The following is a 26,297-nucleotide window of genomic DNA, read 5'->3' as shown; positions in this document are numbered from 1 at the left end:
GCCGCGAGTCAGGCGATCTGGTCTTCGTACTCGTCGGCGGTCAGCAGGGCCTCGAGTTCGTCGGGATCGTCGGCGTCGATCTCGAGCATCCAGCCCTCGCCGAAGGGATCCTCGTTGACGAGTTCGGGGGCGTCGAACAGCGCCTCGTTGATCGCGATGACCTCGCCGCTGACGGGCGCGTAGAGGTCGGAAACGGCCTTGATCGATTCGACGACGCCGAACTCCGTTTCCCCCTCGAGGACGTCGCCCTCGTCGGGGAGTTCGACGAAGACTACGTCGCCGAGTTCGTCCTGTGCGAAATCGGTGATGCCCACGCGGACGACGCCGTCTGTCTCGAGTGCCCACTCGTGTGATTCTAGATACCGTCTCTCGTCGGGAATGTCGAAGCTCATTGTACTGTATCGATGAAGGGTGTGGTTTCGACTCGTGCTTTCTTCGATTGGCCGCGGACGACGACCTGCAGCGTGGTCCCCGGCTCCGCGTACGCCACGGGTACGTAGCCCAGACCGATCGGTTTCTCGACGGTCGGACTCATCGTCCCGCTGGTGACGGTGCCGATGACCCGGCTCTCGGCGTTCGTGATGTCGTAGCCGTGTCGGGGGACGCCGCGATCGATCAACTGGAAGCCGACGAGTCGCTCGTCGACGCCTGCCTCCTCGATCGCCGCGAGCGCGTCCCGACCGACGAACTCCGTCTCGAGTGCGACGGTAAAGCCGATCCCGGCCTCGTAGGGCGTCCGCGGGTTCGACTCCGCGTCGAAGTCCTGCCCGGCGAGCAACAATCCGGCCTCGATTCGGAGCGTATCGCGGGCCCCGAGCCCGCAGGGCTGGCAGTCGAACACGGACCAGATCTCCTCTGCTGCCGCCCAGGGGACGATCAGTTCGAAGCCGTCCTCGCCGGTGTAGCCCGTCCGGGCCGTCCAGCAGTCGACGCCGTCGATCGTCGCGTACCGCGCCTCGAACCGGTCGAGATCGGCCACCGATTCGTCGGTGACGCGCTCGAGGAGGTCAGCCGCGTTCGGTCCCTGGACGGCGAACATCGCGTACTCGTCGGTCCGGTTGTCGACGGTCGCCTCGAGCTCCCACTCGTTGCGGTAGCCGAGCCACCGTTCGTGGGTCGCCTCGTCGGTGCCGGCGTTGGGAACGAACAGGTAAGTCGGGTCGTCCCTCTCGTCGGGGAGCCGATAGACGACGGTGTCGTCGACGATGATCCCATCCTCGTCGGTGATCGCGGCGTACTGGGAGTCGCCGACCGCGAGCCGCGAGACGTCGTTTGACGTCAGGCGTTGCATCAACGCCGTCGCGTCCGGCCCGGTGACGTGGATCTGGCCCATATGCGAGACGTCGAAGATCCCGACGTCCTCCCGGACGGCGGCGTGCTCGGTCTGAATCGAATCGAACTCGACCGGCATGTCCCAGCCGCCAAACTCCGTGAACTTCGCCCCGCGCTCGTCGTGTATCCCACGCAACGGCGGCGTCTGAAGCGGCATACTCGAGCTATCAGCCGCAGCGTAGTAATGTCTTTTTGTCGGCCAGCGACCCGCGTACCTGGTAACTGGCATGCGGTAGCACGCACTGGGCCGTGGTGAACGACCGAGACACGAGTGAAACGAGCGCCTCGGAAAACGAATCGCGCGGGAGCGACGGTCTCGCGGACCCGGATAACTGGGGTCATCGAGGCGTATCGCACGCGATCGACCCGCTGCTGCTCGACACATAAATAATCGCGGTTACGAACTTGTAACCTGACGGTCTCCGGTTGACAAAAACATATCACTGCATCTCCCGTACCAGCGTTGTACGATGACTGGCCCAGCACTCGAGCCACAGGCGGACTGGAACGGGATTTACATCGACGGCGAGTGGCGTGACGCCTCGAGCGGCGACACGATCCCGGTAGAGAACCCGGCGAAACAGGAAGTGTTTACGGAGGTCCCGGCGGCCACGGAAGCCGACGTCGACGCGGCCTACGAGGCCGCCGAGGCGGCACAGCCGGCGTGGGCCGAAACCCCGCGTGCGGAGCGCAACGAAATCGTCGAGAACCTGCTCGCGGAACTCAACGAGAATTTCGAGGCGATCGCCGGCTTGCTCGCGACCGAAGCCGGAACGCCGGGGTATCGCGCGATGGGCGAGTTCGCGACCGCGACCGGCGACGTGGAGATGGCACTCGAACTCGAGGCCCCCGAGGAGGAGGTCCGGCCGTCGCCGTCGATCGAGGACAAGGACAACCACATCGTCTACGAGCCGGTCGGCGTCGTCGGCGTCATCTCGCCGTGGAACTTCCCGCTGCATCTCACCCTCCGTGCGGTCGCCCCGGCGATCGCGCTGGGCAACACGGTCGTCCTGAAGCCCGCGACGGACACCCCGATCACGGGCGGACTCCTCATCGCGAAGCTCTGTGAGGCCGCGGGCGTCCCCGACGGCGTCGTCAACGTCGTCACCGGACGTGGCTCGGAGATCGGCGACCGAATGGCCGGGCACCCGACGCCACGGGTCGTCTCCTTTACGGGCTCGACGGCCGTCGGCAAGGGCGTCGCCGAGCAGGCCGGCAAGAACCTCGCGTTGCCGGCCCTCGAACTCGGCGGTAACGCGCCGTTCATCGTCACCGACGAGGCCGACCTCGAGAAGGCCGCCCGCGCCGGCGCGTTCGGCTCCTTCTTCCACCAGGGGCAGGTCTGTATCTCGATCAACCGACATCTGGTCCACGAGGACCTCTACGACGAGTACGTCGACCTGCTGGTCGAGCACGCCGAATCACTGGTGATCGGCGATCCGTCCGAAAACGACGACGTCACGTTCGGCCCCGTCCAGAACGAAACCCAGCGCGACGACCTGGTCGAGTTCATCGAGGGCTCGCTCGAGGCGGGAGCCACCCTCGAGACCGGCGGCGAGGCCGACGGCCTGTTCGTCGAACCGACGGTCCTCTCGGACTGTACCAACGACATGCCGACGGCGTGTAACGAACACTTCGGCCCCGTCGCGCCCGTGATCCCGTTCTCGGACGACGAGGAAGCGATCGAGCTGGCGAACGACACCGAGTACGGTCTCTCGGCGTCGGTCTTCTGCGAGGACGCCGAGCGCGCCCGCGACCTCGCCGATCGGGTCGAGGCCGGGATGGTCCACATCAACGACCAGCCGATCAACGAGGACCACAACGCGCCCTTCGGCGGCGTCAAGCAGTCGGGGCTCGGCCGCTACCACGGCGAGTGGATCGTACAGGAACTCACCGAGCCCAAGTGGATCTCCGTCCAGGGCGAGGAACGCGATTACTTCGTCTTCGAGTAACGCTCCTCGAGTCCGTCGGAGATATCGATCTCTCGGTCGGAATATCGACGCATCGGTTGCGATATCGGTCCGACGGGGATATCGAGCCGACGTCGTTATCGACCCCGTTCCTCGAGTCGGAGCGTGTACTCGCCGCTCCCGCTGACCGCGTGTAGCTGGATCCGGATCTCCTCGTCGCCCTCGAGCGAGACCGTGATGGATTCGCTCGTGCCCGCGTTCGTGGACGACGCGTCGTGATCCCATCTGGTGGGTTTGCTGCCGTCCGTGGTCACGTAGAGGTCGAAGTCGGTGTCGTCAGGTCCCTCGAGCGTGATCGTCGCCGAACAGGGGTCGGTGGCGTTCAACGAGTAGCTGTAGCGGTCGCTCTCGCCCCACCAGCCGCTGCCATCGAGGGAGCCGGTCGCGCTCGCGGTGATCGTCTCGTCGCCACACTCCCCAGGTTCTTCCTCGTCGGGGAACGGATCGGTCTCGACCGCTGCAGCCGCATCGACGCGGCCGTACCCCTGTTGGGTATCCCGGAGGCCGAGATCGGCGGCGGTCGCCCGAAGGTGCTCGCGGAGTTCCGCCCGCGAGAGGTCCGGATGGGCCGACAGGGCGAGCCCGGCGACCCCCGCGACCACCGGCGTTGCCATCGACGTCCCCGACATGCGGATGTAGTCGTCGCCGGTGGCGCTCGAGACGAGCCGACTCCCCGGTGCGGCGAGTTCGATCGCCGACCCGGTGTTGGAAAACGAGGCGATCGAATCGTCGTCCTCGAGTGCGGAGACGCCGATGACGGTGTCCTCGTTCGCGGGAGAGAAGACGCGATCGTTCCCCTCGTTGCCGGCCGCACCGACGAGGAGCGCGCCCTGATCGGCCGCGTACTCGCAGGCCGCGGACAGCGTCTCGTAGGTGCCGTCGACGCCCAGCGAGAGGTTGATGATGTCGGCACCGGCGTCGGCGGACCACTGAATCCCGTCGGCGATGTCCGAGAGCGAGCCGACCCCGTCTTCGTTCAGTGCGCGGACCGACAGGAGCGAACAGTCGCTGATACCCGCGTGGCCGATCCCGTCGTCCGTGCCGCCGGCGGCGATCCCGCCGACGTGGGTTCCGTGATCCTCGCCGCCGGTCGGGTACGGGTCGCCGTCGTCGTCGACGAAGTCCGCACCGATCCGATCGTCGACGACGCGATCGAGTGCGGGGTGGTCGTACTGGATCCCCTGATCGACCACGGAGATGACGACCTCCTCGCTCCCGCGCGTGGTCTCCCAGGCCGCCTCGCAGTTGACCTGCTGGGGAGCGTGCTGGGAGTCGTAGTAGGGGTCGTCGGGCTCGAAAAGCGTCTGGACCGTGACGTTGGGTTCCGCGTACTCGACGGCGGGCGAGGCGGTGATCGCATCGATGAACTCCTCGCGAGCGCCGTCGGGCGCATCCGAGGGAAAGGCGACGACGGCGTACCGGATCGTTTCGTTCGTATGGACGACATCGGCATCGCCGGGGACGGCGCTTCGAGCTTCCTTCGCAACGTCCGAGGCCGATGGCGAGATACCGACGATGATCTCGTCTCGTTTCGGCCCGGGCGTGCGGCCGGGCGCCGCGCTCGTGACGCTGCTCGAGCCGATCAGACCCCCGACGGCGACCGAACTAGCGCCGGTCAGGATCGATCGACGGTCGTATGTGGGGTCGTGGTCGTCGGCCGGCGGACCGTTTTGTGTCATCGGATGACAGTCACCAGGACCTGAAATTAGTAAACACTTATCGAACTTCGTCCGATTTATTTTCGAAATGACCGAGCTAATAGTGATCGAATAAAATAGTATCTAGCAATAGTAAGTGAATATGTGAAGTCGACCACTTACGGCAACCGTCCGAAACCCGAGAAACACGATTGCGGTTTCCCGAAGTGATGTGACGGGTCAGAGAGCTGTCTCCGCCGGCGACTTCGAACCGCGACCGTAATCGGCGGTTCCGAACCGAACGGTTCTATTTACCCCGCTCTTCGACGCTCACCGTGTAGGAACCGCTGCCGCTGTATCGCCTGACGAGGATACCGAACTCCTCGTCGCCGCTGAGATCCACGTCGATCGATTCGTTCGAGTCGTCGTTGACCGACCGTTCATCGTAGTCCTGCTGCGTCGGCGTCCGTCCGTCGAGGGTCAAGTAGAGATCGAAGTCCGCAGTCCCCGGCCCCTCGAGGGTGACGGTAGCGCTGCAGGGGTTCGCCGTCTTGAGTGTATACGTGTAGGTGTCGCTTGGATTGCCCCACCAGCCGCCGCTGAGTTGGCCCTCCCCGCTGGCCGTGTTCACTTCGTCGCCGCATTCGCCGGGTTCGGGATCCGGGTCCGGGTCCGGATCGGGGGTCGTGCCGGGCTCGGTGGTGACGGCGTTCCCGGCGTCGACGCGACCGTTTCCTTGTTCGGTATCGTCCAGACCGATGTCGACGGCCGTCTCGTTGAGGTGCGTCCGCAACTCCTCGTTCGAGAGATTCGGCCAGGCCGACAGCGTCAGTCCGGCGACGCCGGCGACGACTGGCGACGCCATCGAGGTACCGCCGAAGGTATCGTAGTCGTCGAAGGGAATCGTCGAGAGGACGTCGCCACCGGGTGCGGCCAGTTCGATTTTCGGACCGACGTTCGAGAAGTCCGACAACGTCTCTCCCTCGTCGAGCGAAGAGACGGCCAGAACGGTGTCGTAGGCGGCCGGATACGAGACGGGGCTGCCGTAATCGTTGCCGGCGGCCGCAACGAGCAACGAGCCCTGCGATTGCGCGTACTCACAGGCCTGTTGCATCAGGTTCGTCGCGCCGCCGCCGCCGAGGGACATATTGATGATATCTGCACCCTGATCGGCCGACCACTGGACCGCGTCGGCGATGTCCGAGAGCGACCCGCCACCACCGGACGCGAGCGCGCGGGCCGAGAGGAGCGAACAGTTCGAAATGCCGGCGTGACCCGTCCCGTTGTCGGTGCCGCCGGCGGCGATCCCGCCGACGTGCGTGCCGTGGTTCTCGCTTGCGTCTACCGGATACGGATCGCCGTCGGCGTCGACGAAGTCATCGCCGTTGTTCGAGACGCTGTCGTCCATGTTCTCCGCGAGATTCGGATGATCGTACTGGATTCCCTGATCGACGATCGAGATCGTCACGCTCGGATCGCCGAGGGTCTCCTCCCAGGCTTCCTCACAGTTGACCTGCTGTGGCGCGTACTGACTCCCGAAGCTCGGATCGTTGGGAGTGTACAGTGGCGATGCACCACCTTGTGCGCCTGCCGTCTCGTCGTCGGTTCCCGACCCGAGCGGCTCGGCCTCGAGTGCCTGGTAGGTGACGTTGTCCTCCGTGTACTGTACCTCGTTGACGTCCATGAGGTTTCGCTTGACGTTTTCCTTGGCCTGTATGGAGGCCTCGTCGGCCATCGCTACCGACGCGTAGCCGAGCGTTTCGTTCGTGTGTACGATATTCGCGTTGCTCGGGAGTTTCGGCTCGACTGCCGCTTCGATGTCCGAAACGTCGGAGTCGACACCGACGATCAGTTCGTCCTTTTTTGGCCCCGGTTCGCGTCCCGGCGTTGCGGACGTAACGCCGCCGAGACCAACAAGCGCACCGAACGCGCCGACTGCTTCGAGGAGCGATCGTCGATTCACGTGCGAGTAGTTGTCATCAGACATGATGCAGATGAACGAATTTTATTCGCGTATTAAAGATTTTTCAAACATACTATAATTTGATATAATCTAGATAGTTGCGATATAATACGTCGCGAGAGAGGCTATTGCTATTAGATACTACCGGGGTGCGATCTTCGGTCCGCCGTTTTAGTAGATAATAAACAGAATAACTGTTTATTCTTGCCTTCGGCAACGGTGTCTTTTCGCCCCGTTCACCGGTATCGAACCGATTTCGATCGGGGACTCCGGTCGAGCCGGCAAGAATAGCGACGACGCTGGCGTTTCGCCACACCTATCTCCGGGCGCGGGAAAAAGCGGGCAACTGACTATGTTTGACCGCGTTCGTACCCGTCTCGCGCCCGATACCGAAACCGAGCCGGCAGTGGGGTTGTTCGTCGACGGGCCGAACGTCTTCCGCGACGAGTTCGACGTCGATCTGGACGATCTCCGCGAGACGGTCCGCCGGCTCGGACGGGTCGGCGTCATCCGTCTCTACCTCGACGAACACGCGACTCCCGGTCTCATCCAGGCCGCCGAGGCCCGCGGCTTCGAAGTGATCGTCACCAGCGGCGACGTCGACGTCAAACTCGCGGTCGACGCGACCGCGTTCGCCGGCGAGGGCACCATCGACCGACTCGCGATCGCCTCGCGGGATACGGATTTCAAACCCGTCCTCGAGTACGCGGGCACCGTCGGCGTCGAAACGATCGCGATCGCACCGGGGTCACACGGTCGTTCGGACGCACTACAGAACGCGGCCGACGATGCAGTGACACTCGACGTCTGAGTGTCTCCGGAGGCGACTTATCGGGGGCTTGGCTGCTTCTTCGCTCCGCTGTCTGCGCCTTTCATAGCTACTATGCCGTTTGAAAGTCAACTGTCACGCTCCGATGACGCAGGAATTAGGTCCCCTTGCTCGAGAGTTGTCCTTCCCGTACTACGAAGAGGCCCTTCCGGCGCACGATCGGTTCCACGCCAAACGGGTCCGTGACGTCTCGATTCGGTTAGCGAACGAGTGCGAGGGCAATGTCGATAGAGACGTGCTGTCAGCGGCGGCTTGGGTACACGATATCGGCCGGCCACGAGAACGAAGGGGAGAGATAGAAAATCACGGAGAGTGGGCTGCAGCTGAAGCGTCAGCACGTCTCGCGGCTGAATCGGTGCCGTCCGATCGCATCGAGGCGATCGATCACTGTCTTCGATCGCACAGTATTCGAACGTCCTCTCCGGAGCCAGAGACGCTCGAAGCGAAGTTACTCTTCGACGCGGACAAGTTGGACGCCGTCGGAGCACGTGGTCTCGTTCGGCTGGCCTGTATCGTCGGGGAGCGGTCAGGTCGGACGGGCGGAAAATACGCCGTTATCGACGATGCATCAGCTCTCGAGATGGAGCCATCGGATGGGCCGGACATCTCGCTCCTTCGAGAGTGGGCCAAAGAGCGTCTCGATGCACTGTATACGTCCCCCGGACGCCAGCTTGGAACCGCTCGATGGGAGTTTATGGAGGAGTTTTTCGTGCAGTTCAGCGCAGAACTCGGAGTCGAAGGGAACGAATAACGCTGCGCAGTTGCGGTGTTCCGTTCTGGCGTACCGAACCACCAGAGCGACTGTCGGAAACGTCGGGCGATCCTCGTTCCCGGTTCGGAGCCGGGAACGCTATTCCGCGTAGGAACTCTCGCCGACGATCTCGATGAACTCGCCGCGACCGGTTGCGGCCGCGTCGTCGAATTCGGTCACGCGGACTCGCACCTGCTTCTCGATGGTTTCCGGCCCGGCGTCCTCGACGATCAGTTCGGTGTCGCCGATATATGCGCGACCTGCCGTGCCGTTCGACTCCGCGATGAAGACGGTGACCTCGCTTCCGCGCTCGAGGGAGGGGCGAGACGTCCGGAACCGCCAGCCTTTGAAGTACTTTCCGAGGAAGCTCATACGCGAGCCACCTCCTCGGTTTCGCGATCGGTAATGTACTCGCGGCCGAAGCCGGTCAGTGCCGCGAGGACGAAGACGGCCACCAGCAGCCACCCCTGGAAGACGAAGGGGACGACGTCGATCGGCGTGACGAGCATCGACTGGTCGAGCCACTCGTACTCCCCGGGCAAGGTCTGCATCGCGCCGTACCCGGCGAGAACACCGCCCGACCACGGGAAGATATAGCCCATGGCAGCGGTCTGGCCGTCCAAGATGTTCGCCCGGCGGTAGCCGTTCAGATTGAATCGCTCTCCGATCTTCGAGATGTACGGACCGATCGCGACCTCGGCGGCCGTGTTGATCGTGATGATCGCGTTGATCAGCGCCGCAGTGGCGACCATCGTGAGTTCGGCGTTGCGGACGCTGGTCGCGAGGTTTTCGAGCGACCACTCGAGGAGGACCTCGAACGCGCCGCCCCGAATCATGATCTGGGCTGCGCCGATGATCAGGAGGACGAGAATCGAGAGTTCGAGGAAGCCGGCGACGCCGTTCATCAGGCTCCCGCCGACGCCGACCGCGTCGGGGTCCTCGACGATCGTGAGGATCGGCAGGGACTCGAGGGGTTGGGCCAGCGGTGCGTCCGCGGGCGCGTTGAACATGACGATGTCACCGAGGGTCGTCAGGTCGAAGACGAGGTTGAACGCGACGGCGATGACGATCCCCCAGGAGATCGCCTCGACGATGTGGCGGCCGGCGACCGCCGCACCGATCACGGCGAGCATCGAGACCACGTGGACGAGACCGATCGCCTCGCTTCCCTCGAGGAAGATCGACTGGGCCTCGGCACCGATCTCGAGGCCGTCCATCGCGCCGCCGGCGACGATGTAGCCCAGGAAGGCGATCACGGCGGCGATGATCACGTACTTGAACCGCGAGGCGACGACACCGCCGATGTCGGCGTCCTGCGTGACGGCGCTGACGATCGTCGTGTCGCTGACGGGCGCGAGGTTGTCGCCGAAGATCGCTCCCGAGAGGATCGCGCCGAACATGAGAACTGGGTTCGCGCCGAGCAACACGCCGGCCGGGAAGAAGAGGCCGACGAAGGCGACGCTCGCGCCGTAGCCCGTCCCGATCCCGGTCGTGAAGACGGCGGCGAGGACGAACGTGATCGCCGGGAACAGCGCCGCGCCGACGCCCGCAGTGTCGGCCAGCCAGACGAGGCCGCCGACGAAGCCGCCGTCCTGCAGGAGCTGGGCGAACATGCCGGCCCAGATCCACGCCACGATAGCGGTCACCGCGACCGGCTGGGTCATCCCCTCGAAAATCGTGTTGGCGTACGATTTCCAGTTCCCCCGGACGAAGAACATCCCGACGATGAGCCCGACCAGGATCCCGACGATGAGACCGCCCGTATCGCCGATTCGCCAGAGGGCCGTCTGGACGATGGCCCACAGGATGAAAAACGCGATCGGAAACGCGCTCATTCCCCGGCCGCCGTAGAACTCGACTCGCGGTCCACCGTCGGTCTCCCCGCCGATGAACTGATCGGACGGATCCTCGTCGGATGGCGTCGCTCCGTTCTCGCTCATAGTCGATCACTCATACTGAAACACGTCCGATCTATCTGGATGGGTCATAATAACTATTGTTGACAAAACCGAGCCGCTGTGAGAGTCGTCTACCATCGGTCCTTGAGCCAATACGGGTGACGGCTATCATTTATCCATCGACTTCGATCCGGCCCGCGGCGGGCACGGGACGTCGGTCCCGGCGTTCCGCCCGAAAGTCGGAGGCTATTCCAGCGTGGCTCGCCCAGTCGAACGTATGATCGACGATCGGCCGGTACTGGACGATCACCTCCACCTCGACCCGGACAACAATCGCGGCATCGATGCCGTCAGAGACTTCGCTCGCGTCGGCGGCACTCATCTGCTCGTCGTCAACAAACCCTCCTGGCACCTCGGCGTCGAGGCCGAGACCGGCGAGGACTTTCGTGCGGTCTTCGAGCGGACGATCGAGATCGTCGACGACGCCTCGAGCGAACTCGCGGGGCGGGCGTGGCCGGTGTTGGGCGTCCACCCCGGACTGATATCGCGGCTGGTCGACGACCGCGGCGTGTCGCCCGAGGACGCCCGCGATCTCATGCAGGCCGGGCTCGACGTCGCCGCGGAGTACGTCGAGTCGGGCGAAGCGCTGGCGCTGAAGTCCGGTCGCCCACACTACGAGGTCGACGACGACGTCTGGGCGGCCTCCAATGCGGTCATGCGCCACGCCTTCGAGCACGGAGCCGCCCTCGAGTGTGCCGTCCAGCTCCACGCGGAGGCCAGCGAGGACATGACCGAGGTCGCCGACTGGGCAGAGGACGCGGGACTGCCGTCCCGTCGCGTCGTCAAACACTACGCGGGCGGCCGCCTCGAGGGCCCGACGCCGAGCGTGATGTCGAATAAAGACCGCCTCGAAACCGCCGCCGAGCGCGGCGAGCCGTTCCTGATGGAGACCGACTACATCGACGATCCCGATCGGCCGGGTGCGGTACTCGGTCCCAAGACGGTTCCGCGGCGGGTCCGGTGGCTCCTCGAGAACGGCCACGACGAGGCGGTCCGGATCGCCCACGTCGAGACGCCACGGCGAGTTTACGGCATCGACACGGAAGCGACCCTCGAGCGAGACGGGTAATAACTGATTAGGGTTGCTCGAGCGAAGGCATCGACGGATTGAGGGCGGCCTGATGGTGGTCTGAGCGGCTGTATGGCGATACTAGCCGATCAACCTGTTCACCCAAACATTCACTTTCGACGGCTAGTGTAGAGAAAGGCATTTCAAGCGGCCGGTGTAGGTGTCTGTATGAGCAATCCCCCGACCGAGTTCTACTCGGAGGAACGCTGGCAGAACTGGATCGATCGCATCAAAGACGAAGACATCGATCCGGAAGACGAATCCTCGGCGCGGCTCCTGTTGAACCTGCAGGACGACACGGCGATCGCGATCGCCAAGATCGTCGCCGCCTACGACGACGGGGAACTCGAGCAAGAGGACGCACTCGAGGAGATCAACGACGTCCGCGAGATCGTCCTGAGCGAGATCGACATCGAAGACGAAGAGAAGTTGATCCTCGTCGACGGCGTCCAGACGAGCCTGGTCTGTGTCTTCTTCGCCGCCGAGGAGTACGTCGCGAACGGCCCGGCCGAGGACGGCAGCGTCGGCGACTATCTCGGCGCTGCGGCCGACGCCGAAGCCGAGGAGGATCTCGACGCCGCGCTCGGCTACGCGGCGCAAGCGGGGACGCTCATCATCGACGACCAGGACCTCGACATGACCGTCGCCGAGGACCTCGAGTACGGGCTGGTCACCGAATGGATCAACGGACTCGATAGCCTCCAGAGCGCGATGAGCGATCCGGAAGTCGTCGAGGAAGACGAGTAGCTCGGTCGACGGGTTCCGACCACGGCGTCGCCTCGAGAAGCCACCAGACGTTTAAGCCGTGGTGACTATTCTCGCCTATGTCACGCTGGGGAGACGAGCGTGCAGTAACCGTCCAGATCGGGGCGGTCCTCCTGCTTGCGATCCTCTTCGCCGCGCTCGCGCTCTACCAGGTCAACGTCGTTCCGGCCCAGAACGGCGCGATCGAGAGCGAACACAACCAGCAGGTCCACGACGAACTGCAGGACTTGCGCAACGCGATCCGTAACGTCGGGACGAGCGGCGGTTCGGAATCGGTCTCGGTCACCCTCGGCACCCGGTATCCGACCCGGACCTTTCTAACCAACCCGACGGACCCGACGGGAACGCTCCGGACGAGTGAGACCGGAGCCGTCGGTATCGACAACGCCGAATTCGACGGCAGATACACAACGACTGCAGACGAGCTTCTGGGGGAGGACTTCGAGACGCGGACGCTCAGCTACGAGCCGTCGTACAACGAGTACCGTGACGCGCCGACGACCCGGCTCGAGCACGGATTCGCGTTCAACGAGTTCAGCGACGCGTCGGTCGCGCTCACCGATCAGCCCGTGATCGACGACGAGCGGATCACGATCGTCCTCGTCGAGGGCAGCCTGTCGATGTCCTCGAGGGGCGCGACGACCGTCGATACCAGGATTCTGAGTGGGCCTACCGATCCGATCACCCTCGAAGACGACGGTGCAAATATCACGATCACGGTTCCGACGGCGTCGCCGCGCGCGTGGAACGAATCGATCGGGACCGAGTTCGGGCCAGCGTCCGGGGCGGAACACGCGAGAGTCACCGGCTACGCGGACGGTCAGCTGACGGTCGAACTCGAGGGCGACACGGAGTACGAACTCCGGATGGCTCGCATCGCAGTCGGCGACGGACGCGACGACGGGTCCGACGAGTTCGATATCAACCGAGTGACCGCTGACGACACCGATTCGAGCGGTGCGTACGACGTTCGGTGGGACACGGATCGAATCAACGACGAGGAACGCGTTTCTTGTACGGACGAGAGCTGTACGTTCACTGCGGCCAATGCGGGAGACACGATACCAGCTTCCGTCGAGACCGTACCGGCCGTCGACGATGCAGCCGTGGAGTACGCCGTCGGGAACAACGAGATCGCCGGACTCGTTCCGGGACGTGGGACGATTCAGGATGGCGTCCACGAGACTGCCCTCGAAGCGCGGTCGAACGGGACCACAACGCTGTTCGCCTCGAGCGGCGGCGCGGGTGACGCGCTCGATGTCACCGTCGCGGTCGAGTCGGCGGAGGCTTCCCTCCCCGACGGGAGCGTCGCCTACCACGACCGGAACGACGACGGCGTCTACAACGACGGCGAGCCGACGTACACGGAAGCCGACCTCGAAAGCGTCGACGTGTCCGGCTCGTTGATCGTCGTTGGCGACGCGTTCTCGGCGAACGGGATGGATCTCACCGCAGAACGCCTCACCGTCGAGGAGGGTGCGACGTTGGAGACGCGGTACGGCGGGATTCAGTTGACGACGAACAGCGGCGAGGTGGCCGTTGCAGGAACGCTCGATACGACCGCAGGCTCCGGACAGAGCGTCACGCTGGATGCGGCCGGTGGGACGGATCTCTCGGGCGGAACGATTCGCTCCAGCGGTGGGATCGACATGGGTGCTTCCGGCTCGATTACCGCCGACGACGCCACGCTCGATGCAACCGACGCGAGCTACGGATCGATCACTGTCTCCGGCGATGACAGTGTCGGGCTTCGCCGTGCAGTCGTGCAGACGGAGGGAACGATAACGATCACGGCAGGCGCGTCGTTCGACGCGACGGCTTCCGATTTCGAATCGACCGGAATCGGCCAGGAGATCGCCCTCGAGTCCAGCGACGATATGACGCTCGACCGGAGTACGATCGACGTCGGTCCATTCGGTACGATGACGGGGGACCTCAATCGGGGTTCGAACACGCTCTTCGTCGACGGGGCGGAGTTCCGGCGCGGCGACGATCCGGGACCGTTCGACTTCTCGCCAAACGGCGTCGACGTGCGTGGGACGCCTGCGGTTGGGTGGACCTGGTGATCGATGACACCGAAACACCGGCCCTGACGTCTCGCGGTTCCGAGACGGTGATACTGGGGAGCGATACTACGAGGCATAGCAGATGGTTCGACGATCGTCGAAACGTCGAACGACAATACCTTGTACCGTCACCTGTATTGACAACGTATGACTGCAGTCGGCATCGACGCCGTCGAGATCTGGACCGGGAACCTCAAACTCGACCTTCCCGGCACGTTCGCCCCGGAAAAGGGCGAAGACCCGGAAAAGTATACGAAAGGGCTCGGTCTCAACGCCAGTTCCTTTCCTGATAGTTACGAGGACATCGTCACGATGGGGGCGAACGCTGCCCACCGGCTGATGGAACGCAAAGGCCTCGAGCCCGACGATATTGGCCGTATCGACGTAGCAACCGAGAGCGCGTTCGATAACTCGAAGCCGGTTTCGACGTACGTCGCTGGGTGTCTCGAGCAGGTCTACGACGGGGACTTCCACCACGCGAACAAGGGCGAGCGGAAGTTCGCCTGCATCGCGGGAACACAGAGCCTCGACGACGCGTACAACTGGATCCGTGCGGGCCGCAGTCGCGGTCGCTCCGCGCTGGTCATCGCGACCGACACGGCGCTGTACGCACGGGGCGACGACGGTGAGGCGACGCAAGGTGCCGGTGCCGTCGCGATGCTCATCAGCGAGGATCCGAACCTCGTCGAACTCTCCGCCGAACAGGGGTACGGGTCGGCCGACGAAACCGACTTCCTCAAGCCCAACCAGCAGTTCCCGTCCGTCGACGGCAAACGCTCCGTGCAGGTGTACCTCGCGCGGATGCGCGAAGCCCTCGAGGACTTCGAGAGCGTCGCGGGCGAGGTCCACGAAGAGGACTTCGTCTACGCGCCCTTCCACACGCCGTTCCCGGGCATGGTCCGGAAGGCGGCCCTGTTGGCCTACCGCCACGTCATCCGCGATACGGAGATCGAGGACGATCTAGCCACGGAAATCGGTCGGCAGCCCCGCCCCGAGGCGTTCGACTCCGACGACGAGTACCGCGACGCCCTCCGGGAGTACATGGATTCGCTGAAACGCACCGACCGCTACGCCGAGTGGTACGAGGCGACGATCGATCCGACGCTGACGATCGCCCGCGAGGTCGGCAACTGGTACACCGGTTCCGTTCACGTCGCCCGCGCGAGCGCGTTGAAACACGCACTCGAGAGCGACCGCGAGATGACCGGTAAGAAACTACTCATTGGCTCCTACGGCAGCGGTGCACAGGCGGAGATCCACTCGGAGACCGTCCGGGACGGCTGGGAGGAGGAGATCACGGCGTTGAATATCGACGAACAGCTCGCCGAGCGCTACGAGATGACGTGGGACGACTACGAGGAGATCCACGACGCCCACAACCACGAGATGGACGTCGACGTCGAGGAGTTCACGACGCCAAGCGAGGAGTTCGTTTTCGACGGCTGGGGCCGCATGGGCGAGCGGAAGTACCGATACGTCGAATAACGGCCGTTTTTCTCGGACGGCGTTGGGACCGAGCACGCCATAAAAACGCCAGGCCCGGCGTTTCCTGCTCGGAGACCCAGTCCCGCCGGCTCGTTGTATCAGTGGACTAATTTGTAGGGCTGACATATCCCTGAATATGTCAGACAGTCCCGATCCCCCCGACTGGATCGTCGAGCAGTCCGGATTGATGGCGGTCGCACTACTGAGCGGGCTTCTCGCGCTGTTCGTTCTCCTGCCGTATCTCCAGTACGTCCTCTTCGGTGTCGTCCTCGCGTACATCATGTTTCCCGTACAGCAACGCCTCGAGCGATACGTGAGACCCACGTTCGCAGCGATCGGGGTGGTGATCACCACGTTAGTCGTCGTTTTGATCCCACTCGTCTACATCCTCTCGGTCGCCGTCCGACAGTCGCTTCGGGTCGTCCGCTCCATCAGGCGGGGAGGTGTCGACATCGAGACGATCGAGGAGGTTCTCGAGACCAACGGCTACGCCGTCGATCTCGTCGATCTCTACGAATCGAATCAGGGCCGAATCGCGAGCGCCATCCAGGAGGTCACGTCGGGCGCGATCGATATCATCGGCAGTTTGCCGAATCTCTTCATCGGGTTGACGGTCACGCTGTTCGTCCTCTTTGCGCTGTTACGGGATGGGAAGGACCTCGTCGCGTGGTTTCAATGGGTGTTGCCGATCGACGACGAGATCCTGACGGAACTGCGCACGGGGCTGGACCGGCTCATGTGGGCGTCGGTCGTCGGCAACGTCGCCGTCGCAGGCATTCAGGCGGGGCTGCTCGGCGTCGGGTTAGCGATCGCCGGCGTCCCCGCAGTCGTCTTTCTCACCGTCGCGACGTTCGTCCTGACGTTGCTTCCGCTCGTCGGTGCGTTCGGGATCTGGATCCCGGCAGCGGTCTACCTGGTGGCGATCGGCCGGCCGACTGCCGGTGGGGCGATGGCCGTCTACGGACTGCTCGTCACGTTCTCGGATTCGTACCTTCGTCCCGCGCTGATCGGTCGGACCAGCGCTTTCAACTCCGCGACCGTCGTCGTCGGCATCTTCGGCGGACTCGTCGTCTTCGGTGCCGTCGGGCTGTTCATCGGCCCCGTCGTCCTCGGCGGCGCGAAACTCGCGTTCGATTGCTTCGCCCGAGTGCGGACCGGAGATGCCCCGCCCGGAGCCGCTCTCGAAAGCGAGGATTCGGATGCCGATACCGTGGCTCCGACCGACGAAATCGAGTCGACGACCGATTCGGACGGAGACGGCGACGCCGGCTTGTGACCGACTGTCGGTGCCTCGTGCTGGCGGAGATGTCGACCACTGTGGGACGTCGAATCGGGTGGGAGAACCAGGGCGTGACGATCAGCAATACATCCGTTCACCGACGCGTGTCCGACAGTATCAGTCGTTTTTCCACTTCCCTGGCTCCTGGCCGTTGATCTCGCCTTTCGCCTGCCGCCGGCTCGGCCAGACTCCGAGCGCGAGTATGCTTCCGAAGAAAACGCCGAGGAGCACCGCCACCAACGTGCCAGGAACGCCGGGGAGTTCCGCGGCTTCCGTCCAGCGCTGTTCCGGCGTGAACAGCGTGACTTTGAATACCCAGCCGACCACGGCTACCGAGAACAACAGGCCGTAGACGCGTCGTATCCGCCGGGAAAGCGCTTCCCGATTCGAGACCTTGAACGTCGGATGTCTGAGGTCGTCGCTGAGTTCTTCGCGCCAGGCGGGATGTTCGACCCCCGTCGGTTCCAGCGCGTTCGCGAACACGTTCTCCTGAACGAAACGGACGCGGGCGCGCCAGTGGTCGTAGAACCGGTACCGACGCACCTCGAAGAACAGGAAGATCGACAGGACGAACATCCCGATCAAGAGCAGGAACGCCGGCATGTTCCGGCTCGAGAAGACGAGCGAGAGCACCGCGGCCAGCAGCGTGATCGCCCAGTCGGTCGTCCGATCGATCCGATCCTGTGCGTTGGTGGCCTGGCTGACCTCGCCGCGATAGAAGTGTGGGAGGACGCCGAGCAACGAATCGGTATCGCCGGCGACCGTCGCACCGATCTCCTGGTCGCCGCGATCGAGTGGCCCGTCACGGTCAGCTCGATCGTCCCCGCTGTCCCCCTCGAGTGGGCCGTCCCGACGGCCGCGATCGGTCGGCTCACGATCGTCGCTTTCGTCGACCATGGCACCGTCCGACACCGCCGTCGTGCATAGTGGTCCGTGTAGCGACTGCAGGGACCGTGGTGGCAGCGTGGATGGGGGATCGGCCGGCGTGCTCCCAAACGGGTGCGTTCATTACCCCGTGGCCGCTAGAGGCGGGTATCGTGTCTCGGATCGAACGCTGTAATCGACGCAGGTGGGGACCGACCGGTCCGATCGATCGAGACGACTGCTAATCATGCACGGATCACACGTCACGGGGAGTCCGTACGCTCCCCACACGGAGGAGGACCGCTCGGCGATGCTCGAGGCGGTCGACGCGGCGGCCGTCGAGGAACTCTTCGATATCCCGGCCACGATCGAGTTCGATGGAGACTTCGATATCGACTCGCGGACGGAACGGGAGACGCGCCGGCTGGTGCGGTCGATTCTGAGTCGCAACGACGACCTGACGGAACTGCTCGGACGCGGCCACTACGGCTACTACGTCCCGTCGCTGGTCGACCACCTCGCGGATCGCTCGGAGTTTCTCACGTCCTACACGCAGTATCAACCCGAGATCTCCCAGGGGTTCCTGCAGGCCCTGTTCGAGTATCAGTCGCTGCTGGTCGAACTAACCGGTCTCGGGGTCGCGAACTGCTCGATGTACGACGCCGCGACCGCACTCGGCGAGGCGGCGACGCTTGCCGAGCGGGTTCGCGACACCACGGGCTACCGCGTGCTCGTCCCCGAACTCCTGCGAGAAGAGCGCCGAAGCACCCTCGAGAACTACGTCGCCGGCACGGCCCTCACGGTCGACGCGTATCCGGTCGACGACGGCACCGCCGATCTGTCGGGGCTCGAGGAGATCGTCGACGAGGACGTCGTCATGCTCTACGCCGAGAGCCCGACGGTTCGGGGAACGATCGAGGAGAACCTCACGGCGGTTGGCGAACTCGCCGCGGCCAACGACGCCCTCTTTACGCTGGGTTCGGATCCGATCGCACTCGCCCTGCTCGAGCGACCCGCCGACGTCGGTGCGGACGTCGTCGTCGGCGACGCGAGCGTCCTCGGACTCCCGACGAGCTACGGGATGGGACTGGGGCTGTTCGCGACCCGGGAGGAGTTCCTCCGGCAGGTCCCCGGTCGGCTGGTCGGGGCGAGCGAGGACGCGACCGACCGCCGGGCGTTCACGCTCACCTTGCAGACCCGCGAACAGCACATTCGCCGGGAACGCGCGACGAGTAACATCTGTACGAACCAGGCCTGGGTGGCGCTTCGGACCGCCATGCACGCCGCCGCGCTCGGACCGAGCGGGATGGTCGACCTCGCGGAACGGGACGTCCGGCGAGCGCGGGCGCTCGCGGCACGTCTCGACGACATCGTCGGCGTCAAAGCGCCGGTTCACGACCGGTACCATCTCCGGGAGTTCGTCGCCCACGTCGACCAGCCCGCTCGAGCCGTCGCGGACGACCTCGTGGAGTTCGGTTTCGCGGTCCACGTCGTCGGCGACCACGAGATACAGGTCTGTATCGCCGGCGTCTCCGACGAGCGGATCGATCGCTTCGCCGCGGCTCTCGAGGAGGTGGTACGATGACCGGCGACCGATCCGACGCTCCCGGCGACGATGACGCCGCACAGTCGCGGTACGATCAGGCGCGATACGTCGAGAACGGCGAGTACGAGCCGCTGCTCTCGGAGAAAGACCGGACGCGAGTCGAGATCGGCGGCGACGATGCTCCCGGCACCGACGGCGGGGGCACCTCGCCCCTTCCCGACGATCTCACCCGCGATTCCCTCGAACTCCCCGAACTCTCCGAGCCGGAACTGGCCCGCCACTACACGCGCCTCTCCCAGATGATCTACGGGATCGACAGCGGTCCCTACCCGCTGGGATCGTGTACGATGAAGTACAACCCGAAGTTCACCGAAGACGTGGCCGCGTTGCCGTCGGCTGCCGTCCACCCCGATCGGTCCGAGGGGTCCGTTCAGGGAACCCTCGAGCTCCTCGCTCGCCTGCAGGACTACCTCGGTCGCATCGGCGGAATGGACGCGGTGACGCTACAGCCACCCGCCGGCGCAGCGGGCGAGTTCGTCGGGATTCGGGTCGCCGCGGCCTACCACGAACACAACGGGGAGGGCCATCGAGACGAGGTCATCGTTCCCGAGAGCGCCCACGGGACGAACTTCGCCAGCGCCGCCCTCGGCGGCTACGACGTCGTCTCCCTTCCCAGCGACGACGAGGGGCGGGTCGACCTCGAGGCGCTCGAGGCCGCCCTCTCCGAGGACACCGCGGCGCTCATGCTGACCAACCCGAACACGCTCGGCTTGTTCGAGCGCGATATCGAAGAGATCGCGGACATGGTCCACGGCGTCGGCGGGTTGCTCTACTACGACGGGGCGAACCTGAACGCCCTGCTCGGCCGCGCTCGGCCCGGCGACATGGGCTTCGACGTGATGCACTACAACGTCCACAAGACGTTCGCGACGCCCCACGGCGGCGGCGGGCCGGGTGCCGGGCCGGTCGGCGTCGTCTCCGACCTCGCACCGTTCTTGCCCGCACCCCGCATCCGCGAGCGAGACGAGCGGTCGACGACCGGTGAGCCGATCTACGAACGGTTCGATCCCGAACACACCATCGGCAAGGTTCACGGCTTCGACGGCAACTGGCTGGTGCTCGTCAAAGCCTTCGCCTACATCGCTCGCCTCGGCGACGAGGGGCTCGCGGACGCGAGCGCCTCCGCGGTACTCAACGCGAACTACCTCGCCCAGCGGCTCGAGTACGACGTCCCTTACGGCCCGTTCCACCACGAGTTCGTCGCCAGCGCCGGCGAACAGGACGCGGCCGACGTCGCGAAGCGAATGCTCGACTACGGCGTCCACCCGCCGACGACCAAGTGGCCCGAGATCGTCCCCGAGGCGCTGATGACCGAACCGACCGAGGTCGAGAGCAAGGCCACCTTGGATCGTCTCGCGGCCGCGTTCAACGCGGTCGCCGACGAGGACGACGACACGCTCGCGGCCGCCCCGGAACGGACGACCGCCCGCCGGATCGACCAGACGAGCGCCGCACGAACCCCGCGGCTGTCGTGGCAGGCCCTCGGGGACGACTCGTAACGCCGAACTGCTATCTTCACTCCGACGACCAGGTATCGACGCCTTCGAGAACGGCGGTGACCGATTCGGGGAACTCGTCGGGACCGTCGTACGCTTGCCCTGCCTCTCGGACCGCGTCGGGGGCGTCGTCCGCGACGGCCGCGAGTATCTCGACCGCGCTCTCGGTCGCCTCACACTCGCGAACGAACGCGAGTACGCCCGGCACGACCGACTGCGTCTTGGCCGGATACGCAGTGACCCCCAACTGCACGGTCTCGAGCGCCGATCGACCCCGTGACTCCGAGGCGCAGCCGAGCGCTCGAGAGAACGCCGTGGCGGCCGTCGAGCGCATCCAGTAGTCCGTTCCCTCGGGAGACTCTCGGTTGAGGATCCGTGCCGTGTTGTCGAGGGTCGCCGCCACCAACTCGGCCGGCCGATCTAGCGCCTCGCGGCCGATCCCCTCGATCGTATCGACGACGATCTCCGTCCCGCGCCGGCACTGCTGGTCGGATCCGTCCCGTATCAGCGCCAGTAGCGCGTCCTCGACCGGTTCGACGGCGTCGTCCCAGCGGTCCAGCGACGGAGCGAGCGCGGCGGTGACAGCCAACCGAACGCGCTCGTCCGGACTGTCGAGCGCGTCGATGAGGCGATCGCGGTGGGGCTCGAGCAGATCCGGCCGTTCGGTTCCCAGCGACGCGAGGACGGTTCCTGCGGTGTGTCTGGGGCTGCGCCCTCTCGAAGCCCGTCCCGTGACGCCGTCGACCGGGTCCGAGAGCGCCTCGATCAGCACCGGGACGGCCCCAGCGGGGTCGGGATGACGGAGAAACACCGCTGCGCCGTGGTCATAGGCGTCCTCGTCGTAGCCGCGGACGGCGTAGCCGAAGCCGCCGTCGCCGACGAGCAACTCGCCCGCCCGTTTCCTGATCACGGCGACGGGGTCGTCCAGCCGGTCGACGAGGACCGATGACAGTCGCGATTGCAGGTCCGTTGGCCTCGGTTCGTCCGCGACGGCCGCTTTCAGAACCTCCTCGAACATCCCGACGTGGACGACGTTCTGGCGAACGCGCCAGTCCTCGTCGTCCGCCAGTGCCAGATACCGATCCAGTAGCGTCCCGTCGTCACCGCAGTAGACCCCCTCCTCGCTGAAGGTCCGGATTCCGAGGATTCGGCGAGCGACGATGGCGAGGTGTGCCCGGACTTCCGGATCCGGGTCGTCGAGGCCAGCCGTGATCCCCTCGAGCGTCTCGCCGTCGAAAAGGTTCTCAGCCGCGTAGAATCGCCCCTCTTCGAGGAACCGTCGAGCGAGCGCACTCGCCGCCTCGCGGCGCGTCGCGGGGTCGTCGGCCTCGAGGCGATCGACCAGCGTCTCGGGCGACGGTTCGTCGTCGTCAGACGACGGCATGGATCCCGTACTTCGCAGCGAAGTAGTCGAAAAACCCTTCCTGCAGCGACATGGCCGTCTCGCGGTCGAGCCGTTCGCGTTCGACGAGTTGCCGTCGCTTTCGTTCGTAGTAGCTGGCACTCACGGCACCGGCCGTGTCGTAGCCGTGGACGAGCGCGACGCGATCGACGTGGTCGATGACCGACTCCAGACTGTCGATGACGTCCTCGGTGATGTACTCGATACCGAAAAACGCCAGGACGCCGTTGTGAGTCGCCCGATAGTCCACCCGATCGGTGCCGTTCTCGACGGCCGTTACGACCGCGTCCGGATCGCCAGTCGCCGTCAGTTCGACGCTGAACCAGTGTCTGTCCGCTCCCATGCTGGGCTCTCGTCTCCGTCCGCAATAGTGTTACTGAAATGCCAGCAGTATCGGTGGGATCGAGATGGGGCAGTGGACGAATCGGAGTCCGCGCCGACCGACACGAAGCGAAATCGACGGCCTATGCCGTACTCGAGTCGACGGCGGTACCGTTGTCGCCGATCCGGACGAAGCCGTAGTCACAGTCCGGGCAGTGCCACTTGACCTTCTCGCCGAGGTGGAGCGTCGTGCTGGCAGCACGGTAGAACGTCTTCTCGCCGCCACAGTTGGGACACTCGTGGACGAGTTCTAGAGCCATGCGTGGCGGTAGTGATCGGAGCGATTTTAACGTACTGATTCCCGCGAGACGCGGAAACGTGTCGGGATAGACGACGACGGATTCCTCCGGGTCCGGTGACAGGTACTTAAGTAGAATCCGTGCGTCGGACCAGGCATGTCGATTTACACCGGCCGCGGTGACGACGGCGAGACGGATCTGCGGGACATGACTCGCGTCTCGAAGGCGAGCCCCCGTATCGAAGCGTATGGAACCGTCGACGAACTCAACGCGCTGATCGGGACGATTCGGCCGACCAACCACGACGACATCAACGAGCGACTGTCGGCCGTTCAGAACCACCTCCACGTCGTGCAGGCGGACTTCGCGAATCCGGACCCCGACGAGGACGACCCTGCGATCCGCGCCGAGCATATCGAGACGATGGAGGACTGGATCGACGAGTACGACGCGGAACTCGAGCCGTTGACCTCGTTCATTCTGCCGACCGGCAGCGATCACGGGGCGGCGCTCCACCACGCCCGGACGGTCTGTCGGCGCGCCGAACGACGGGCGGTCGCGCTCGCCGCGGAGGAACAGATCAACGAGGACGCGGTCCAGTACCTCAACCGCCTTTCGGATGGGCTGTTCACGTTCGCTCGCGTCGTCAACGCCCGTGATGGGGAACCCGAAGAAGCCCCCGAATACTGACCAGCCCGGACGTTCCAGCGGGGCGTGTCACGGGCCCGATCAGCGGACGGGATCCGAGCGCGAACCGGATCCCGTCCTGTCGTCGATCGGACTCCGGCTACGCGGATTCGGCGTCGGTTTTCTCGACCTCGAGTGAGACGTCGTCCGGATCGACGCCGATCCGGGCGAACTGCGTTCGGACGTGTTCTTTGGCCCCCTCGAGGGCCTGTTCGCGGGTATCGAACCCCCGCGGCATCGGCGACTCGAACGCGAGATTGACGTCCCGGCCGTCGACGTGCTGTGTCGTGCCGCCGCTATCGACCTCATAGAACTCGTCGCAGACCCAGACGTACGCGGCGTCTTCGTCGGGTGCGCCGCTGAACGAGGGTGCGCGTTCACCCCGTTCGTACAGCGTCCCGGTGAGCTCCGTCCCGCCTGCACGACCGCGTACCATAAGCATATCTCAGTCTACGCCTCGCGGACGCAAAAACGTCGTGGCATCGGTCGCTACACGACTCACGATAGCGTTGGCCAATAATTTCCACCGCGGGGCTCAGCCGTCGGTAGTGGCGAACCACCGACCACGACCCCCATTCCGATTCGGACCGTCTCACGACGGAGTCCCGGGGCAGTGTCACACGATTCGACTTCCCGGAGCTCTCGAGCCGGAACGAACCGGGGGAGTGCCTCCTCGAACTGAGACCTAACAACGTTCACGTGCAACCACAATATCCCTTACAGAGCGTGTTCAGCTGCCGGGGAATACCAACGGCAATGTTGCGCCCAAATCGTTTTGGAACTGCCCTTATGACCGTTGCAAAGATTGGTGTGGGTAATGAGTTCGGACGCTCGCCTCGGCGGCGACGGCACGATCGGTTCACTCGAAAACGTCCCGGCGGAGTGTTACGACATCCTCCGTCATCCCGTTCGGCTTCGTCTCCTCGAGGTGCTCGGCTGTCGGCAAACGCGACCGTCGCTCTCGGAACTGGCGACGGAACTGGCCGAACGGCCGACCGGAACGCCCGCGAGTACACGACACGAGGTCCGGGTTAGCCTCGTTCACAACCACCTCCCGCGACTCGAGGAGTTCGATATCGTCGACTGGGACGACGACGGTATCGGGCTCGTCGACGACCCGCCGGTTCGCCCCGCCGATCTCTCCGTCCTCCTTGAGTTCTGTGAGCGCGAGAACGCCACGACACTGCTCGAGACGCTCGTCGATCCCGTCCGGATGCGGCTGCTCTCCGTCCTCGACGGACGTGATCCGCCGCTCTCGGTCGATGCACTCGCCGCTCAGCTGAGCGGCCCCGATAGCGAGCCGTTCGACCGCCCCGAGCGCGCGAAGATCGCGCTCTCTCACTCCCATCTGCCCGCGATAGCTGATATCGGTGTCATCAGCTACGATCACGACTCGCGACTGATCACGCAGTACGAGACCGAGATCTTCGTCAGCGATAGTAACAATTGACCGTCATTGCGCACCTGATCGCACGGCAGCGTTGCGATCAGCGTGTCAATCGGTTCAGCGCCGACTAGAGTAGCCGTCGACCGTGCCGACTCCCGCCCACTCGAAAGCGACCCGCGTTCCCCGGACCACCCGTATCGTCCGACCGCCAGTTCGCGTCCGTCGCCGTTCCTGGCGTTCCCTCGAGCGGCGAGGGCCCACAGTATAAGAGCGTTCCGAGCATACGGCCGGCCGTGCCGAATCATGACTGGTGGCCACGACGACGATGACTCCTCGTTCGACCGCACGTCGGGTACCGTGTCCGCTGCTGTCGTCATCACCAGCATTGCCGTTCTGTGTGCCGCCTCGGTGAGCATCGCAGGGACGGCCGTCGCGATCGATCAGGTCGCGATCCTCTCGCCCGATCGGACGACCGTCGATGCCACCCCTGGCGAGACGATCGAACTCGACGTGACCCTTCGGAGCCGGGGCGGTCACGGTGGCGAAGGCGTCGAGGCAGTGACAGTGATCGCCCAGTACCACCCCGACTACCTCGAGGTCACCGACGTCGATCGGGGGCCGTGGCTCGAGGGGGCCGAGACCGAGGTCGAGACGTCGGAGACCATCGCCCACGAGCAGGGGACGGCGATTCTCGAACAGCGCCGCGAGCCGGCCGCCGGCGGGACGACCGGGGACGGGCGGATCGCGACGGTGACGCTCCGGGTCGCGGACGACGCGCCGGCCGGAACGACGACCGTCTCCCTCGACGAGAGCGCCGTCGATGTCACCGGGGACTGGCCGATCGCGGTCGTCGACGAATCCGCGACGGTCGCGATCGACGGCGGCGACGAGCCACTCGAGCCGTTCGACCACCCCGACGCCGACGAAATCGATCGCGAGCCCGAGGCGTCGAGCGCGGGGACCGATCCGAACGGTCCCGACGAGGAACCGAGCGAAACCGACGGCAGCGATCCGGTTTCCGGCGTTACGATCGGCATTACCGTTGCCGTCGTCGGCCTCGCGGTGCTCCTGTTGGCAGCCGTTCGTGACGGTCCACGAGGATAAACAGTCCGTCCATCCGGAGGGAAACGC

General features: G+C 64.9%; 24 protein-coding genes. 13 read left to right on the top strand and 11 right to left on the bottom strand.

Translation table 11 applies throughout. From position 1 onward, the window contains the following. Window positions 1–8: 8 nt before the first annotated feature. Window positions 9–392 (bottom strand): glycine cleavage system protein GcvH, encoded by a 384-nt coding sequence (gene gcvH, locus CP557_RS05635; RefSeq protein WP_097379012.1) that lies wholly within the window; start codon window positions 390–392, stop codon window positions 9–11. Then, window positions 389–1,489: a glycine cleavage system aminomethyltransferase GcvT gene (gene gcvT, locus CP557_RS05630; RefSeq protein ID WP_097379011.1), complete on the bottom strand. Its 1,101-nt coding sequence runs from the start codon at window positions 1,487–1,489 to the stop codon at window positions 389–391. The genes gcvH and gcvT overlap by 4 nt, the downstream gene beginning before the upstream one ends. Window positions 1,490–1,802: 313 nt before the next feature. On the opposite strand from gcvT, the gene CP557_RS05625 reads away from it, so the two are divergent. Continuing rightward, window positions 1,803–3,284, top strand: coding sequence for an aldehyde dehydrogenase family protein (locus CP557_RS05625; protein WP_097379010.1), 1,482 nt, complete (start codon window positions 1,803–1,805; stop codon window positions 3,282–3,284). Window positions 3,285–3,379: 95 nt separating this feature from the next. Here the strand turns inward: CP557_RS05625 and CP557_RS05620 are convergent, their stop codons facing one another. Next, window positions 3,380–4,981, bottom strand: coding sequence for a S8 family serine peptidase (locus tag CP557_RS05620; protein WP_097379009.1), 1,602 nt, complete (start codon window positions 4,979–4,981; stop codon window positions 3,380–3,382). Window positions 4,982–5,246: 265 nt separating this feature from the next. Further along, window positions 5,247–6,926, bottom strand: coding sequence for a S8 family serine peptidase (locus CP557_RS05615; protein ID WP_097379008.1), 1,680 nt, complete (start codon window positions 6,924–6,926; stop codon window positions 5,247–5,249). Window positions 6,927–7,254: 328 nt separating this feature from the next. On the opposite strand from CP557_RS05615, the gene CP557_RS05610 reads away from it, so the two are divergent. Both CP557_RS05610 and CP557_RS05605 read left to right on the top strand, forming a co-directional pair. After that, window positions 7,255–7,713: an NYN domain-containing protein gene (locus tag CP557_RS05610; RefSeq protein WP_097379007.1), complete on the top strand. Its 459-nt coding sequence runs from the start codon at window positions 7,255–7,257 to the stop codon at window positions 7,711–7,713. Between the two features lie 103 nt (window positions 7,714–7,816). Beyond that, window positions 7,817–8,482 (top strand): HD domain-containing protein, encoded by a 666-nt coding sequence (locus CP557_RS05605; RefSeq protein ID WP_097379006.1) that lies wholly within the window; start codon window positions 7,817–7,819, stop codon window positions 8,480–8,482. Window positions 8,483–8,581: 99 nt separating this feature from the next. On the opposite strand, the gene CP557_RS05600 is transcribed toward CP557_RS05605, so the two are convergent. After that, a complete protein-coding gene (locus CP557_RS05600) occupies window positions 8,582–8,854 on the bottom strand; it encodes a DUF7513 family protein (protein WP_097379005.1) in 273 nt (90 codons plus the stop codon). After that, window positions 8,851–10,422, bottom strand: coding sequence for a Na+/H+ antiporter NhaC family protein (locus tag CP557_RS05595; protein WP_097379004.1), 1,572 nt, complete (start codon window positions 10,420–10,422; stop codon window positions 8,851–8,853). The genes CP557_RS05600 and CP557_RS05595 overlap by 4 nt, the downstream gene beginning before the upstream one ends. 235 nt (window positions 10,423–10,657) lie before the next feature. Here CP557_RS05595 and CP557_RS05590 point away from each other — a divergent pair, with 235 nt between their 5' ends. The 5 genes from CP557_RS05590 to CP557_RS05570 all read left to right on the top strand — a co-directional run bounded on the left by CP557_RS05590 (window position 10,658) and on the right by CP557_RS05570 (window position 17,101). After that, window positions 10,658–11,509, top strand: coding sequence for a TatD family hydrolase (locus CP557_RS05590; protein WP_097379003.1), 852 nt, complete (start codon window positions 10,658–10,660; stop codon window positions 11,507–11,509). 168 nt (window positions 11,510–11,677) lie between these two features. Continuing rightward, a complete protein-coding gene (locus tag CP557_RS05585) occupies window positions 11,678–12,256 on the top strand; it encodes a DUF2150 family protein (protein WP_097379002.1) in 579 nt (192 codons plus the stop codon). Between the two features lie 77 nt (window positions 12,257–12,333). Then, entirely contained in the window at window positions 12,334–14,340 is a 2,007-nt protein-coding gene (locus tag CP557_RS05580) for an autotransporter outer membrane beta-barrel domain-containing protein (protein ID WP_245852915.1), read from the top strand. Between the two features lie 147 nt (window positions 14,341–14,487). Continuing rightward, window positions 14,488–15,825: a hydroxymethylglutaryl-CoA synthase gene (gene hmgB / locus CP557_RS05575; protein ID WP_097379001.1), complete on the top strand. Its 1,338-nt coding sequence runs from the start codon at window positions 14,488–14,490 to the stop codon at window positions 15,823–15,825. A gap of 136 nt (window positions 15,826–15,961) precedes the next feature. Continuing rightward, entirely contained in the window at window positions 15,962–17,101 is a 1,140-nt protein-coding gene (locus CP557_RS05570) for an AI-2E family transporter (RefSeq protein ID WP_097379000.1), read from the top strand. A 120-nt stretch (window positions 17,102–17,221) separates the two neighbouring features. On the opposite strand, the gene CP557_RS05565 is transcribed toward CP557_RS05570, so the two are convergent. Continuing rightward, window positions 17,222–18,001, bottom strand: a complete 780-nt coding sequence (locus CP557_RS05565; protein ID WP_097378999.1) for a DUF2270 domain-containing protein — start codon at window positions 17,999–18,001, stop codon at window positions 17,222–17,224. A gap of 214 nt (window positions 18,002–18,215) precedes the next feature. On the opposite strand from CP557_RS05565, the gene gcvPA reads away from it, so the two are divergent. Together gcvPA and gcvPB are read left to right on the top strand one after the other, a co-directional pair. Beyond that, a complete protein-coding gene (gene gcvPA / locus CP557_RS05560) occupies window positions 18,216–19,553 on the top strand; it encodes an aminomethyl-transferring glycine dehydrogenase subunit GcvPA (RefSeq protein ID WP_097378998.1) in 1,338 nt (445 codons plus the stop codon). Further along, window positions 19,550–21,073, top strand: a complete 1,524-nt coding sequence (gcvPB, locus tag CP557_RS05555; RefSeq protein ID WP_097378997.1) for an aminomethyl-transferring glycine dehydrogenase subunit GcvPB — start codon at window positions 19,550–19,552, stop codon at window positions 21,071–21,073. Before gcvPA ends, gcvPB begins: the two co-directional genes overlap by 4 nt. 16 nt (window positions 21,074–21,089) lie before the next feature. On the opposite strand, the gene CP557_RS05550 is transcribed toward gcvPB, so the two are convergent. The 3 genes from CP557_RS05550 to CP557_RS22450 all read right to left on the bottom strand — a co-directional run bounded on the left by CP557_RS05550 (window position 21,090) and on the right by CP557_RS22450 (window position 23,113). After that, entirely contained in the window at window positions 21,090–22,454 is a 1,365-nt protein-coding gene (locus tag CP557_RS05550; protein WP_097378996.1) for a hypothetical protein, read from the bottom strand. Further along, window positions 22,441–22,815: a hypothetical protein gene (locus CP557_RS05545; protein ID WP_097378995.1), complete on the bottom strand. Its 375-nt coding sequence runs from the start codon at window positions 22,813–22,815 to the stop codon at window positions 22,441–22,443. The genes CP557_RS05550 and CP557_RS05545 overlap by 14 nt, the downstream gene beginning before the upstream one ends. Window positions 22,816–22,936: 121 nt before the next feature. Further along, a complete protein-coding gene (locus tag CP557_RS22450; protein WP_169924343.1) occupies window positions 22,937–23,113 on the bottom strand; it encodes a DUF7838 family putative zinc beta-ribbon protein in 177 nt (58 codons plus the stop codon). 135 nt (window positions 23,114–23,248) lie between these two features. Here CP557_RS22450 and CP557_RS05540 point away from each other — a divergent pair, with 135 nt between their 5' ends. Continuing rightward, entirely contained in the window at window positions 23,249–23,782 is a 534-nt protein-coding gene (locus tag CP557_RS05540) for a cob(I)yrinic acid a,c-diamide adenosyltransferase (protein ID WP_097378994.1), read from the top strand. Window positions 23,783–23,879: 97 nt separating this feature from the next. Here the strand turns inward: CP557_RS05540 and CP557_RS05535 are convergent, their stop codons facing one another. Then, window positions 23,880–24,221 carry a DUF7113 family protein gene (locus tag CP557_RS05535; protein WP_097378993.1) on the bottom strand — a complete coding sequence of 114 codons (342 nt, stop codon included), beginning with the start codon at window positions 24,219–24,221 and terminating at the stop codon, window positions 23,880–23,882. Window positions 24,222–24,596: 375 nt separating this feature from the next. Here CP557_RS05535 and CP557_RS05530 point away from each other — a divergent pair, with 375 nt between their 5' ends. Both CP557_RS05530 and CP557_RS05525 read left to right on the top strand, forming a co-directional pair. Next, a complete protein-coding gene (locus CP557_RS05530; protein ID WP_097378992.1) occupies window positions 24,597–25,229 on the top strand; it encodes a DUF7344 domain-containing protein in 633 nt (210 codons plus the stop codon). Window positions 25,230–25,469: 240 nt separating this feature from the next. Then, window positions 25,470–26,270 (top strand): cohesin domain-containing protein, encoded by an 801-nt coding sequence (locus CP557_RS05525; protein ID WP_097378991.1) that lies wholly within the window; start codon window positions 25,470–25,472, stop codon window positions 26,268–26,270. Window positions 26,271–26,297: the final 27 nt, after the last annotated feature.

This window comes from Natrinema ejinorense (assembly GCF_002494345.1).
Lineage (GTDB): Archaea > Halobacteriota > Halobacteria > Halobacteriales > Natrialbaceae > Natrinema > Natrinema longum.
This window is presented reverse-complemented; position numbering and strand designations above follow the sequence as displayed.